Source organism: Amycolatopsis sp. H20-H5, assembly GCF_035828755.1.
Taxonomy (GTDB): Bacteria; Actinomycetota; Actinomycetes; order Mycobacteriales; family Pseudonocardiaceae; genus Amycolatopsis.
In genome coordinates this window covers 118,449-132,186 of the sequence record NZ_JAYMZS010000006.1, presented here as the reverse complement: position 1 = coordinate 132,186, position 13,738 = coordinate 118,449, and the positions used below count along the sequence as shown (strand labels likewise).

The window sequence follows — 13,738 nt, the reverse complement described above, 5'->3', positions numbered from 1 at the left end:
AATCGGTCGGCGGGCCTCGGCGCTGGCGTCAATCGGCCATGACGGTCCCTGAAGGCCACCATGACGGCGTATTACGCCGTGAGGGTGGCCTTCAGGGGCAGTTTTACAGGACGATGTTGATCAGGCGGCCGGGAACGACGATCACCTTGCGGGGGGTGCCGTCGCCGACCAGCGCCGCCACCTTCTCGTCGGCCAGTGCGGCCGCCTGCACGGCGTCGGACGTCGCGTCGGCGGGCACGGTGATCCGCGAGCGGACCTTGCCGTTGACCTGGATCGGGTACTCGACCGTGTCGGCCACCAGGTACTTCTCGTCGACGACCGGGAACGGGCCGTGCACCAGGGAATCCACGTGGCCCAGGCGCTTCCACAGCTCCTCGGCGACGTGCGGGGCCAGCGGCGCCAGCATCAGCACCAGCGCCTCGGCCAGCTCACGCGGCGTGCCCTCGCCCGCGCCGTACGTCTTGGTGACGTAGTTGTTCAGCTCGATCAGCTTCGCGCCGGCCGTGTTGAAACGCATCTCCGCGTAGTCCTCACGGACCCCGGCGATCGTCTTGTGCAGCTGCTTGCGGTCGGCCTCTGTCGCGTCCACTGTGGACACTCGCAGGTCGCCGGTGTTCTCGTCGACCACCAGCCGCCACAAGCGCTGCAGGAACCGCTGCGAACCGATGACGTCCTTTGTGGCCCACGGCCGGGAAACGTCCAGCGGGCCCATCGACATCTCGTAGAAGCGGAAAGCGTCGGCGCCGTACGCGTCGGCCATCTCGTCCGGGGTGACGGCGTTTTTGAGGCTCTTCCCCATTTTGCCGTACTCCTGCGTGACCACTTCGTCGCCGTGGAAGAACTTGCCGTCCTTCTCGACGACCTCGTCCGCCGGGACGTGGATGCCGCGGGCGTCGCGGTACGCGTACGCCTGGATGTAGCCCTGGTTGAACAGCTTGCGGTACGGCTCCTTCGAGGAAACGTGCCCCAGGTCGAACAGCACCTTGTGCCAGAACCGGGCGTACAGCAGGTGCAGCACCGCGTGCTCGACACCGCCGACGTACAGGTCCGTGCCACCAGGATCGTCGACGCCGTGCTCGCCCGGCCGCGGGCCGACCCAGTAGGCCTCGTTCTCGGGCGCGACGAACACCTCGGTGTTGGTCGGGTCCAGGTAGCGCAGCTGGTACCAGCAGGAACCGGCCCACTGCGGCATCACGTTGGTGTCGCGGCGGTATTTCTTGGGGCCGTCGCCCAGGTCCAGGGTGACGTCGACCCAGTCCGTCGCGCGCGACAGCGGCGGCGACGGCATGGAGTCGGCGTCGTCCGGGTCGAACGTGCGGGGGCGGTAGTCGTCGACATCGGGCAGCTCGACCGGCAGCTGGCTTTCCGGCAGCGCGATCGGCAGGCCGTCCTCGTCGTAGACGATCGGGAACGGCTCGCCCCAGTAACGCTGACGGGCGAACAGCCAGTCACGCAGCTTGTACTGGACGGTGCCCTCGCCGTGACCGTGCTCCTCCAGCCAGGCGATGATCGTCTTCTTGGCCTCGCCGATCGCCAGCCCGTCCAGGCTGATCGAGTCGTTGGCGGAGTTGATCGCCGGGCCGTCGCCGGTGAAGGCTTCGCCCTCGAAACCCTCGCCGGGGTCGACCGTGCGGACGATGTCCAGCTCGAACTTCGTCGCGAAGTCGTAGTCGCGCTGGTCCTGCGCGGGCACGGCCATGATCGCGCCGGTGCCGTAGCCCATCAGGACGTAGTCGGCGACGAAGATCGGGATCTCGGTGCCGTTGACCGGGTTCACCGCGAAGGAACCGGTGAAGACGCCGGTCTTCTCCTTGTTCTCCTGACGGTCCAGATCGGACTTGCGCGCGGCGGCCGCGCGGTACGCGGCGATGGCCTCGGCCGGGGTCTTGGCCCCGCCGGTCCAGCTGTCCTTGGTGCCCTCGGGCCACGCTTCCGGCGTCAGCTTCTCGACCAGCGCGTGTTCCGGCGCCAGCACCATGTACGTCGCGCCGAACAGCGTGTCCGGGCGGGTCGTGAAGACCTCGATGCCCGCCTCGCCCGCGATGAACGTGACCCGCGCGCCGTTGGAGCGGCCGATCCAGTTGCGCTGCATGGCCTTGACCTTTTCGGGCCAGTCCAGCAGCTCCAGGTCGTCGACCAGCCTGTCGGCGTACGCGGTGATGCGCATCATCCACTGGCTCAGGTTCTTGCGGAACACCGGGAAGTTGCCGCGATCGCTGCGGCCGTCGGCGGTGACCTCCTCGTTCGCGACCACGGTGCCCAGGCCGGGGGCCCAGTTCACCGGCGCGTCAGAGATGTAGACCAGGCGGTGCGAGTCGATGACCTCGCGCTGCTCGACCGGCGTCAGCGCGGACCAGCTACGGCCGTCGGGCGTGCTGCGCTTGTCCTGGGCGTACTCCTTCTCCAGCTCGGCAATCGGGCGCGCCTTGTCCGCCTTCTCGTCGAAGTAGGAGTTGAAGATCTGCAGGAAGATCCACTGTGTCCACTTGTAGTACTCGGGATCGGTGGTCTCGACGGACCGCCGCTCGTCGTGGCCCAGTCCCAGCTGACGCAGCTGGCGGCGCATGTTCAGGATGTTCGCCTCGGTCGTGAGGCGCGGGTGCGTGCCCGTCTGGACGGCGTACTGCTCCGCGGGCAGGCCGAACGCGTCGTAGCCCAGCGTGTGCAGGACGTTGCGGCCGATCATCCGGTGGTAGCGCGCGTAGACGTCGGTGCCGATGTAGCCCAGCGGGTGCCCGACGTGCAGGCCCGAGCCGGACGGGTACGGGAACATGTCCTGGACGAACAGCTTGTCCGAGGGAATGGAAGCGCCCGCGGTGTCGTCCAACGAGAGCGGGCCGACCGGGTTCGGCGCGTTGTACGTGCCGTGGTCGTGCCAGTAGTCCTGCCAGCGCTTCTCGATCTGGCCCGCCAGCTCCGCGGTGTAGCGGTGCTCGGGGGCAGCGTCGGACCCGCCGGTCCCGATCGCTTCAGTCATCGCCGAAATCCTCCGTGTCGCGCCTGCTCCAGAAACAACTCGACCCCCCAGCCCAAAGGGCGTGAGGGGTCGCCGCGCCGAGAGGCCGGGTGGCCGGTCAGCGCGGCAGGCTAAGAAGCAGCCGAGCGGTGTTCATGACCTCATCTTAACTTGCTGGTCAAAGGAGTTCCGACGGGACCGCCAGACCAATGAACTGGGTGACCTGGGTGTTCGAGAAGTTGTTGTCACTGACCAGCACGAGCGAGCGCTCGCCGTTCGGGAGCTTCGGGCCCCAGGTCATCCCCTCGACGTTGTCCACAGTGGACAACTTGAAGTCCGCGAGGTCCGCGAGCAGGCGCTTCTTGACCGGCTTGACGTGCTTGGCGGCCGCCAGGGACTTGACGTCGAGGACGTTCGTGGCGCCCTTCGTGTCGATCTCGTAGATGCGGATCTTGTTGCCGACGCCGGTGACGAACCCGCGTTCCATCATCAGGTAGCGGGTCGGGTCGGCCTGGTCGACGGCGAGCATCGAGGAGACACCGGTGGTGGCGAAGCCGGTCGACGGCACGGGCGAAGCGAACAGCGGTTCGTGCGGGTACGCGTACTGGGCCAGGACCGGGCCGAAGCGCGATTGCAGGGTGATCCGCGAGAGAGCGCCGCTGGTGGCTGTGGGCACCGGCCCGTCCTGCAGGAGCGGGCCTTCGACCTCACTGGCGACGAGCGAGCCGAAACCGGCGAAGGTGAGGCCCTCGAGGACCAGGTTCTGGCGCGGGCCCGCGGTCGGCGTCATCTTCTCGTTCGCGGGGATCGGCAGGTCACGGACGTATTCGCCGTCGCGCTTCGCCTGGCGGATCGAGGGGTCGATGAGCGTGGTCGCGGTGCGCTCGCCCTCCTGCGCCCAGTAGTAGTCGCCGGTCCAGGGGTCGACCCGGAGCTCTTCGGGGTCGACGGTCTGCTCGTTCTGCGGCAGCTTCGGGTCGTTCTGGGCGAGCGGCGGGTACGTCTTGCCGTCCGGCCGCAGCAGCGAGTGCGTCCCGGTGAACGTCACCGGGCCGAGGCCGTGGGCGTCGACGGTGAACTTCGCCGTGTAGAAGCGGGCGGGGTTGATCGCGGAGCGATCGTCGCAGATCAGCGCGTACCCGCCGGTGCGCTGGTCGTAGTCGATGCTGGACAGTCCGCCGACGGTCGTGCCCTGGAACGGGAGCGCGAACGGCACGGTCTGCTCGCCGATCAGGCGGATGGGGCGCGCACTGTGCGCGTCGGCGGCCGGTGCGGCCAGGAGGGTGAGGGGGAGTGCCCCGATCAGGGCAGCGGTAAAGGCACGTCGTGACATGGCGTTCAGCACAGTCGATCAGGGTATCCGGCAGGTTGCCGGAACGTCACGCTTATCCTCAAGGGGTGATCGTAGTCGCGCTGGTCCCGATCCTGCTGGGTGTGGTCGTCGCCTGGGGTGGTTTCCTCGGCTGGCGTGAGCGGCTGCCGCGTGACCGCGGCGCCGGGGTGCGCACGGCAGCGACCCTGCGCAGCGACGAAGCCTTCCGCCTCGGCAACAAGGTGGCCGGGCTGCCGACACTGGCCGGTGGCGCTGTCGGCGTCCTCGGCGGGGTGGCCGCGCTCGTGATGCCGACCGATGGCGGGCTCATCGCCGCCGCCGTCGCCGGACTGCTCGGGATGATCGCGCTGGTCATCGGCGGTGGAACCCTGGGAAACCGGGCCGCCGCGACGGTCCCGGCACCGGCTCCCGCGTCTTCGATCCCGGCCGGTTGCAAGGGCTGTGCCTGCGGCGCCGGAGGCTGTGGCGTCCTGCGGAAAACCGACCCCGCGACAGCTTGACCCGCGCTTCAGTTAACGCAACTCGTCGACGACTTGTGGTCTCTTGCGCGCGAGACACCACGACTCGTCGACGCGTTGCGGCCTGCGGGGATCAGTTGCGCTGGAGATCGCCGGGGTGGGTGGCCAGTAAGGCCGTCGGAAGGCCTTGACGGCGCAGGACCTGGCCCCAGAGATCGCGGTTCGGCGAAGCGAGGACGTCACTGGGCAGCGCGGGCACGATGACCCAGTCGTTGCGCTCGATCTCCCCGGCCAGCTGACCGGCGTCCCAGCCCGCGTACCCGGCGAACACCCGGACCCCGCGCACCTTCGGCAGCAGGATCTCCGGATCGGTGTCGAGGTCGACCAGCGCGACCGGGCCCCGCACCGCGATGACCCCCGGCACACTCGCCGCCGTCTCCCCGGTACGCAACGCCGCCAAGCACAACGCCGTCTTCTTCTCCACCGGACCGCCGACGAACACGGACTGCGGCTCCGCGACGTGATCACCCCAGCTGGGCAGCACATCGTGCACCGGCACATCACTCGGCCGGTTCAGCACGACACCGAGTGTGCCCTCCTCCCGGTGATCGATGACGAACACGACCGTCCGCCGGAAATTGGGGTCGAACATCGTGGGGGCAGCGACCAGGAGTGTTCCCGGCTCTACCTCGGCGTCCGCTGGCACGCTGCCCATGATCCCACCCCCGGACCAGAGAAATCCTCGGGTCCGGGAACAACAGCCCCACCTGCCCCGTTTGACACAGTGGCCGGCGCACTCCGTGTCCCCCGGGCTCACTGAGAAACCGCCCTTGTGGAATACCAGTCCGGCTGGAGCCACACTGCGCATAGCCGCCGTGAGGCGACTCGAGTGCGTCGGCTGCTCCTGTTCGGAGCTTTGCTCCTTCCCCTTTGCGCACTCTCGTTGTGCTGACCCGGGGGGCCGAGCCCCCCGGACCCCCCACGGTGCCTTTGGTGCCGACCCAGCGTGGTGACGTGCCTTCGGCCGTCTGGTGACGTGCGTTTGGTGCCGACACAGCGTGGTGACGTGCCTTCGGGCGTCTGGTGATGTGCGTTCGGGGTGGACCCGGGGTGGTGGTGTGCGCCCCTGCTTGGGGGTTGGGGGTGGGCTCTAGGGTTTGGGGAGTGCGGGTTTGGGAGGTGGTGGGGGCGCCGGGTTTTCGGCGGTTGCTGCTTACTCGTTTTGCTGCTCAATGGGCTGATGGGGTGTATCGGGCCGGGTTGGCCGGGGCCGTTCTGTTCAATCCGGAGCGGGCTACTGATCCGCTGGCCATTGCCGGGGGGTTTGCCGCGCTGCTGCTGCCTTATTCGGTGGTGGGGCCGTTCGCGGGGGCTCTGCTCGATCGGTGGGATCGGCGGCGGGTGCTGATTTTCGCCAATCTGGTGCGGGGGCTGGCCATCGTCGCTTCCGCCGCCGCCGTCGGGCTGGGGGCGTCCGGGCTGGGGTTGTTCTCGCTGGCGTTGCTGGCTGAGGGGGTTTCGCGGTTCGTCGGGTCGGGATTGTCCGCCGCGTTGCCGCATCTGGTGCCTGAGGCCGAGGTGGTCAAGGCCAACGCGTTCAGCTCCACCGTGGGGTCCGTGATCGCCGTTGTCGGTGGTGGGTGCGCCATCGGGCTGCGGGCGGTGCTCGGATCGGACAACGTGGGGTCCGGGTATACGACGGCGCTGGCCGCGATCGGACCGGTGGTGGCGGCGTTGGTGGCTACCCGGTTCGTGCGCGGGGTGCTGGGGCCTTCCGCGGTGGACGAGCCGTCGAACCCGGTGGTGGCCGTCGCGAGAGGACTTGTCGACGGCGGCCGGGCCGCACTGGCCGCGCCGCGGGTCACGGCCGGATTCATCGCGCTTTTCGCGCACCGCGCCTCCTTCGGCGCTTCACTGCTGGTGACGGTCTTGCTGATGCGCAACACCTTCACCAGCCACGGGCTGTTCCGGGCCGGGCTGCCCGGACTCGGCCAGGTCGCCGTGCTGGCGGGCGCGGGCATCGTGGTCGCGGGCCTGCTGACCGCGCGGCTGATCACCGCCTTCGGCCGGAGCCGGGTGGTGCTCGGCGCGTTGCTGCTGGCCGCACTGGCGCAGGCCGGGCTCGGCCTGCCGATGCTGCTGCCGACCGTGCTGCTGGCCTCGTTCGTCATCGTCGGCGCAGGTCAGGTCATCAAGCTCTGCGTCGATTCGTCCGTCCAGCTCGACGTCGCCGACGAGGCACGGGGACGGGTTTTCGCGCTCTACGACACGTTGTTCAACATCACGCAGGTCGCCGCGGTGTCGGTCGCCGCGGCCGTCGTGCCCACGGACGGACGCTCGACGGGGCTGCTGATCGCGGCCACGTTGTGCTACCTGCTCGGCGGTGCCGGGTACGTGCTGGCGCGACGCCGCGCTCACAGTCAGTGATTCGCAGGGGCAAAGAATGCCCCCGGTTCGGGCGAACGGGCCATGCGGTTGGGCCAAGGGCATTAGGGTGACCAGGACAAAGATCTCGAGCACACCGGGGGCACTGTGACCACCGCCGGCGACGACCGCGCGCGACTGGACGGGTCACCGAGCTCAGCCGGTTCCTCCCCGGCCGAATCTCCCGCTTCCGCCGACGAACCCGAGCTGCCGAGCTTCGGCCCCACCGGACCTTCGGCCGAGGGCGGCGCCCGGGTCGCGGGGCACGCGGAAAGCCCGCTCCCAGGGCCGCCGTCAGGCGGTTTCGCCGCGCAACGCCCGGCCCAGCCGCCGCGAACCGGCCCAGCGTCACCCCCGCAGTCCCACCAGCAGTCCCACCAGCAGTCCCACCAGCAGTCCCACCAACAGCCTCACCAACAGTCTCCCCAGCAGCGACCTCCACAGGCGCCGCGTCAGCAGCCACCGGCGACTCCGCCCACCGGCATCCCACCGTGGCGGCTGCCCCCCGAAGGACCTGGTCGGCAGCACCCGAGGACCGGCGGCTTGCCCCAGCAGCGCCCGCCGCATTCGGGTCCGTTCCCGCAGCGACGCCCACCCCAGCCGGGCTCGACCCCGGCACCACCCGGTGGCCCGCAATGGCAAGGCGGGCCGGGCAACGTGCCCCAGCCGCCGGACCAGCGCCGTCCCGGCCCCCCGCCGCCCGGCGGGCTGCCGCCGCGCGCGCCGCAGGTACCGCTGCCCGGCGGTCCGCAGGCTCATCGCGGGCCCGGCGGTCACCCGAGTCAGCGGCCGCCGCAGCCGCCCGGCCCCGCGCAGCACCCCGGCAACCGGCCTCCCGCCCCGCCGGGGCGGCCGCCGCACGCGAGCGAACCCCGGTTCGGCGGTCCGGCGCGGCTGCCGATGTCACCGCAGGTCCCGCGGCCGCGCCCGGCCCCGAGCCCGGCTCCGGTGTCCACAAAGGACGATTTCGGCCGCAAGCTGAACGATCGGCCGGAGCAGCCGCGTCGGTTCGACGAGGACTACCTGTTCGACCCGTCCCACCGGGCGGAGTACGAATCCGGGACCCACGACGAGATCCGCCGCGAAGCCCTGGAACGCCGTGACGGCGAGCCCGCGCTCAAGACGATGTCCGACGACGGCGCGACGGCCATCCACCGGTACGCGCTCGGCGAGCACGCCCACGAGGTCAACGAGGCGAGCCGGGCGGGCGAGGGGCACCACGGTTTCGCGCGGGCGCACGCCGGCACCAGGGTGATCGTCTCCGGGCTCAACGAGCTCCCCGACCACGTCGGCGACGTCGTCCGCTGGATCGACTTCCACGGCGAACCGCGGCCGGCCGAGCTGGCGGCCGGGCACTACGAACCGGGTGAGATCGTCGTCGAGCCGACGCTGACCAGCGCGTCGATCACGCCACCGAAGGTCGGCAAGGACGTCGAGATCCACCTCCGGGCGAAGACCGGCAAGGACATCTCGCCGTTCGCGGCGCACCCCGGCGAGCGCGAGTCGCTGTCCAGGCCCGGTGTCCAGCTGCTGGTGGAAAGCCGGGAACTGGTCGTCGACCCGGAGTCCCGGCGCGGCCGGTGGGTCATCCGGGCCGAGGAGATCGCGCCGGACGACGCGCGCCACCTCCCGCCGGACGAGGTGAAACGGAGGATGGCCGAGCGCCGCGCCCGGTTCGCCGCCGAGTGGCCGGAGTTCGAAGAGCACGTCAGGCAGCACCGGCTCGCCAAGCTGGCCGGGCCGGTCACCGCGGCGGAATCGTCCAGCGTCAGCGAGTTCGTCGACGCGGTGAAGCACCTGAACGCCGCACCCGCCGCCCCGCGACCTGCCACGCCCAAGCGGGACACCGGGTACGCCGTGCGCCCGTCGCGGATCGGCCCGGACGGCCGCCCGGTGCCGTCGGTCTCCCCGCGCGCGACCCCGGAGTACTTCAAGCACCACGCCCAGACCTACCGCGTCGACACCGCTCCCGACGGCAGCCGCACCGGGCATCTGCTCAACCTGGAGACCGGCCGGTTCGACGAGGACAGCACGCTGCTCCAGGACATCACCCCCGTCGACGAACAGCGCTTCGTCCTGGAGACGGAGCTGGCCAGGGAGCGCTGCTTGTCCGGCGGCGGGCCGATTTTCGCCCTCTACGAGACCGTTCGAGGTCTCCGGGAGCAGGCCGAAGGAAGGCCTCTCGGCCCACAAGAACGCGCCTTGATCAACGCGTTGCACAAACGTACTTTCACGATGTGGGCGGCCGAGTTCGCCAGCCAGGACGCCGGGAACGCGCCTTCGTTCGTCTTCACCGCCGCTGAAGATCCGACGCCGGAGGGCGAGCACCGATGAGCATCGAGACGCCGTCGTTCCACCAGTACTACGCCAAGACCTACCGCGTGGACGCCACTGCGGACGGCGGCCTCACCGGGCACCTCCTCAACCTGGAGACGGGCGCGTTCGACCAGGACGACAGCCGGATCACCGAGGTCCTGCGGGCCGGTTCGAGCTCGGACATCAGCAGGCTCGACGAGGCCGAGTTCATCGTCGAGACCGAGCGGGCGCGCTCGTGGCAGCTCACCGGCGACGGCCCGATCTTCGCGCTCTACGACGACATCGAGGCGCTGCACGAGCTGGCGAAGCAGGAGCGCCGGGCGTTCACCGCGCCGGAACGCGCGCGGCTCGCCGAGCTGCGGAACCGCACCTTCACGCTGTGGGAGGAAGAGTTCGCGCGCCGCGCGGTCGGACAGGCGCCGACCTTCGACTACCGCCCCCGGTTCCCGCGCGCGGAGGGCGGCACCTGATGACCGGCACCGGCGAAATGATTCACGTGGAACAACCACTTTCCGCGGACGACCGGCAGGCGCTGCTCATCCGGATCGGCAGGCTCGTCAAGGCGAACGTCGCCGATCAGGCGCGGCAGGCCGAGGTCGACTTCCGGCAAGTCGGGGACCACACCGAGCTGCGCGGCCGCAACACCGCGACGCCGCCGGAGCTCACCGAGTTGCTCGCCGAGCTCCGCACCGGGATGTACGAGCCTGGCCTCGGGACCTGGCTGCAGTCACGGTTCACCCTCGAACCCGAGGGCACGTTCGACTTCGACTTCGTCGCGGACGTCGAGCCCGCCTGGGCCGAGCCGCCGGGGGCGGGCTCGACGGCGTACCCGGACGAGCTGGCCGCCTTCCCTCGCGACGACGAGCACATCCCGGACTGGTGGCGGCTGCGCGCGCAGCTGCCACTCGGAGTCGTCTTCCGGCACGCCCGGATCGTCGACTCGTACGTCGAGGGCAAGCCGCCGGAGGTCGACCGGCCGCCGCTGGCCAAGGCCGAAGTGACGCTCGTCCTGCAGTACCTCGAGCGCGAGCCGTCCGTGCTCACCGGGGAAGGGCTCGGCGAGGACATCTTCGCGGCGGGCCCGGAAGCGGACGTGCCCGAGAGCTATCACACCGACGGGACCTGGATCTGGCACGCTTCCGTGCCGCACTACCTGCGGAAATACGGGATCCCGCCGGAGCCGGACCTGGTCGCGCACATCCGCGCCGCCCAGTTCCAGCCGCCGTACGTCGAGCACCTGATGCGCCGGACCGCCGAGGCCGAGCTGCTCGGGCGCCCCCGGCCGAAGCCGGGCCGCGCGGACGTCAAGAAGACCGACGGCGACCTCGCCGCCGAGCTGGAGACCTCGCCGAACCCGGTGCTGACCGACGAGGAGATCCTGGTCGTGCTGGTCCGGCGGCTCGGCGAGCACGACGTCTGGCCCGAGGCCTACCGCGTCGGCGAGCGGGCCGACGGGACCTGGTGCCTCAACTTCACCGCGGACGGCTGGGAGGTCGCGGCCTACGCGGGCGGCGAGCCCCTGTCGCCGCGGTACTTCGACCGGCTCGAGGACGCCGCCCAGCAGCTGCTCGGGGCGTTGCTGCTGCATCCCGCCAGGATGACGGCCGGGCACGACACCCCGCTGGAAACCGCGAAGGAGCTCGGCGACTGGCCGGTCCGGGCGGCGCCGGGTGAGCCTCCACTCACCTTGCTGCGCAACAAGCGCGTCAGCAGGCTGGTCGCCGGTACGGTCGTGCTGCGCTTCGGCGAAGAGACCGGCAATCTGGTACATCACGGCGGGGTACGGTTCGCGACGACGTCCCTGCCACTGGAAAGGGAGCGCGACGAACGGACCTACCGGCTCCGTCGGCCGCTCCACGTGATCACCGGCATCACCGTCCCGTGGGCGAACCTGCCCGGTGGCGCGGTGGCCCACGTGCTCCCGAAACCGATCGCCGAGCACGTGTCCGACGGCAGCCTGGAGAGGATCGAGTAGGTGGAATCGGCGGAAGCGGTAGCCAAGGTCGGCCAGTGGCTGCGCGCGGTGCACGGGCCGGACGTCTCCGAACCGGGCGGCGCGGGGGTGCGGGTGGACCACGAGAAGGTCCTGCGCATTCCCGAGGGCTGGTCAGTGCCCTACAACACCACGGCCTACCTCGACGAGGGCCACCCGGAGAAGGAGATCTTCCCGCCGCCGTCGGTGATCGTGCGCGAACCGGACGGCGAGCTGCGCCAGGCCCACCCGCATCCCGGTGGGCTGAGTATCCCGGTGGCGTACCCCGGGCAGGAGGCCTGGCGCGAGGTCGTCGACCCGGAGTACTCGAAAGCCGGGCTGGGCGAGCTGGGCGTGCCGCTGCAGGCCGTCGCGGGCTGGGTGAAGGTCGCCGCCGACGGCGTGCAGACCGGTGAGGAACGCGAGAACCCCGAGTACGGCTCCGGGCCGATCCGGCGCGGCTACCCGAAGCCGGACAACCGGACCGAGACGTTGCTGCTGTTCGCCAGCGTCGGCTGGCTGACCCGCGAGCAGCTGCTCATCGGGCTGCTGCGCTGCGAGGTCTACGTCCCGCTCGACCTGGAGACCGGCAAGACCAGCCGCTTCTACTTCAACGAGGACCGCGGCGAGCTCAAGGTGTTCAGTTCGACCAAGCACCTGCCCTCACGCGAGCACGGGTACTGGAAGGTCGACCTCGCGACGCTGGCCGGCTTCGAAAGCCCGCCCAACCTGGTGATCAACGGCGGCCCGGCGACCTTCGAGGACGTCAGCGGCGCCGAGCTCGCCGAAATCGCCCGGCGGTTCCCGCGCCGGGAGGCGCACGTCGACGTCAACGGCCGGTGCCCGGAAGCCGAGGAGGACCTCGAGCGCGTCGCCCGCGACACCGCGGTCAGGATGGGCCTGGCCAAACCGGTGGAGCCGCCGCTGCGCGCGGCCGAGCTGGCCCGCCGCCGTGGCTTCGAGCTGACCGTGGAGGAGTGCCAGAAAACGGTCCTCGGCGAGTCCTGGCTGCGCCGCCTCGACCTGCCGGAACCGTCGCCCGGCCGGCCCAACGACCTGCGGGCCAACGGGCTGGCGACCACGTACGACAACGAGGGCCGTCCCGTCCCGCGGCTCGACACCTTCGGCAAGTACTTCGAGCACGACAACACGCATGCGCGGTTCGGCTGGCAGCGGGTCGCGGGCGCGTATGTCGGTTTCGCGCTCGGTGAAGCGATGGGCGCCGCGGTCGACCGGCTGCGGCTCGACGAGATCCACAACCTCTACGGCCCCGACGGGGTGACCGACCTGCCGGTGGCGTTCGACCAGCCGGGCCGGATCGGGCCGCTGACCCAGCGACTGCTGTTCTACACCGAAGCCGTCATCCGCAGCCCGCACCGCGAGAAGCCGGAGTCCCGCGAGGCCGAGCAGCAGCTCGGTTCGGTGGTCCGTGGCGCGCTGCAACGCTGGCTGCACACCCAGGGCGCCCCGCTGGACAACGCGGACGGCTGGCTCGTCAAGGTGCCGGAACTGCAGGTCAGGCGTACCGCGGACGACGCCGAGCTCAACGCGTGGCACGCGCTCGCGACGGTCTCGCCGCATTCGGTGCCGATGCGCGGCCCGGACGCGCTGGTCGCCGCGCTGCCCTCGGCGATGACCGTGTCCGGCAGCGGCAGCGCGCTCAGCGGCGGCTCGCGCCAAGCTGTCCGGACGCTGGCCGGGGTCACCCATCCCGGTGAGGTAGAGCTGGTGGCCGCGACCTATCTGACCTCGGTGTTCGAGCAGGCGCTGACCGGTGAGGCGTTCAGCTTCCCGGTCTGGAACCTCAGCCGGGAGATCTTCGACGACGCGGATCCCCGCCAGAGCGGGCCGGTGTGGGCGGACCTGAAGGCCATGGTCGCCGAGTCCGTGCCGTTCTTCGGCAAGAACGGGCTGCCCGCGCTGCGGGTGCCGGAGCTGATCGGCGACGGCCTCGGCACGCTGCCGGTGCTCGGCCGGGCGTTCGCCGCGCTGTCCGGGTTCGAGAACTATCCCGAGCAGGCACTGCTGCGCGCGGTGAACCACTCCGGCCGCAGCGCGCTGACCGGCGCGCTCGCCGGGGCGTTGCTGGGCGCCCGCACGGGGATTCCCGGGCTGCCGCAGAAGTGGCTCGAGCAGCTGGAACTGCGGTACCTGATCGAGAACCTCGCGTCGGACGCCTTCTGGCACTTCGACCGGCAGTCCGCGCTGAACCAGCTCGGCCAGGAGTGGGCTCAGCGGTATCCGCGCTGGTGAAACCGGTGTGCGCACGAGGATGGGGA

The 13,738-nt window shown here is 70.5% G+C and carries 9 protein-coding genes; 6 read left to right on the top strand and 3 right to left on the bottom strand.

Translation table 11 applies throughout. From position 1 onward, the window contains the following. Positions 1 to 103: 103 nt before the first annotated feature. Positions 104 to 2,977, bottom strand: a complete 2,874-nt coding sequence (gene leuS / locus QMK34_RS05055; protein ID WP_326412030.1) for a leucine--tRNA ligase — start codon at positions 2,975 to 2,977, stop codon at positions 104 to 106. 157 nt (positions 2,978 to 3,134) lie between these two features. Next, positions 3,135 to 4,289 carry an esterase-like activity of phytase family protein gene (locus tag QMK34_RS05050; RefSeq protein WP_326412027.1) on the bottom strand — a complete coding sequence of 385 codons (1,155 nt, stop codon included), beginning with the start codon at positions 4,287 to 4,289 and terminating at the stop codon, positions 3,135 to 3,137. Positions 4,290 to 4,354: 65 nt separating this feature from the next. On the opposite strand from QMK34_RS05050, the gene QMK34_RS05045 reads away from it, so the two are divergent. Further along, positions 4,355 to 4,789 carry an SdpI family protein gene (locus QMK34_RS05045; protein ID WP_326412025.1) on the top strand — a complete coding sequence of 145 codons (435 nt, stop codon included), beginning with the start codon at positions 4,355 to 4,357 and terminating at the stop codon, positions 4,787 to 4,789. Positions 4,790 to 4,880: 91 nt separating this feature from the next. Here the strand turns inward: QMK34_RS05045 and QMK34_RS05040 are convergent, their stop codons facing one another. Continuing rightward, positions 4,881 to 5,462: a YqgE/AlgH family protein gene (locus tag QMK34_RS05040; RefSeq protein ID WP_326412022.1), complete on the bottom strand. Its 582-nt coding sequence runs from the start codon at positions 5,460 to 5,462 to the stop codon at positions 4,881 to 4,883. A gap of 545 nt (positions 5,463 to 6,007) precedes the next feature. Here QMK34_RS05040 and QMK34_RS05035 point away from each other — a divergent pair. The 5 genes from QMK34_RS05035 to QMK34_RS05015 all read left to right on the top strand — a co-directional run bounded on the left by QMK34_RS05035 (position 6,008) and on the right by QMK34_RS05015 (position 13,712). Continuing rightward, positions 6,008 to 7,174, top strand: coding sequence for an MFS transporter (locus QMK34_RS05035; RefSeq protein WP_442785099.1), 1,167 nt, complete (start codon positions 6,008 to 6,010; stop codon positions 7,172 to 7,174). A gap of 540 nt (positions 7,175 to 7,714) precedes the next feature. After that, positions 7,715 to 9,505, top strand: a complete 1,791-nt coding sequence (locus tag QMK34_RS05030) for a hypothetical protein (RefSeq protein WP_326412018.1) — start codon at positions 7,715 to 7,717, stop codon at positions 9,503 to 9,505. Beyond that, the gene (locus tag QMK34_RS05025) at positions 9,502 to 9,957 is read left to right on the top strand and encodes a hypothetical protein (RefSeq protein WP_326412015.1); all 456 of its coding nucleotides are present in this window, start codon (positions 9,502 to 9,504) and stop codon (positions 9,955 to 9,957) included. The genes QMK34_RS05030 and QMK34_RS05025 overlap by 4 nt, the downstream gene beginning before the upstream one ends. 17 nt (positions 9,958 to 9,974) lie before the next feature. Beyond that, entirely contained in the window at positions 9,975 to 11,462 is a 1,488-nt protein-coding gene (locus QMK34_RS05020) for a TNT domain-containing protein (protein ID WP_442785103.1), read from the top strand. Further along, complete coding sequence (locus tag QMK34_RS05015; protein WP_326412013.1) at positions 11,463 to 13,712, top strand: ADP-ribosylglycohydrolase family protein; 2,250 nt, start codon at positions 11,463 to 11,465, stop codon at positions 13,710 to 13,712. Positions 13,713 to 13,738 lie beyond the last annotated feature (26 nt).

Coding starts and splice junctions, on each gene's coding strand:
- leuS (WP_326412030.1), bottom strand. CDS start 2,977: ATGACTGAAGCGATCGGGACCGGCGGGTCCGACGCTGCCCCCGAGCAC.
- QMK34_RS05050 (WP_326412027.1), bottom strand. CDS start 4,289: ATGTCACGACGTGCCTTTACCGCTGCCCTGATCGGGGCACTCCCCCTC.
- QMK34_RS05040 (WP_326412022.1), bottom strand. CDS start 5,462: ATGGGCAGCGTGCCAGCGGACGCCGAGGTAGAGCCGGGAACACTCCTG.
- QMK34_RS05025 (WP_326412015.1), top strand. CDS start 9,502: ATGAGCATCGAGACGCCGTCGTTCCACCAGTACTACGCCAAGACCTAC.
- QMK34_RS05020 (WP_442785103.1), top strand. CDS start 9,975: ATGATTCACGTGGAACAACCACTTTCCGCGGACGACCGGCAGGCGCTG.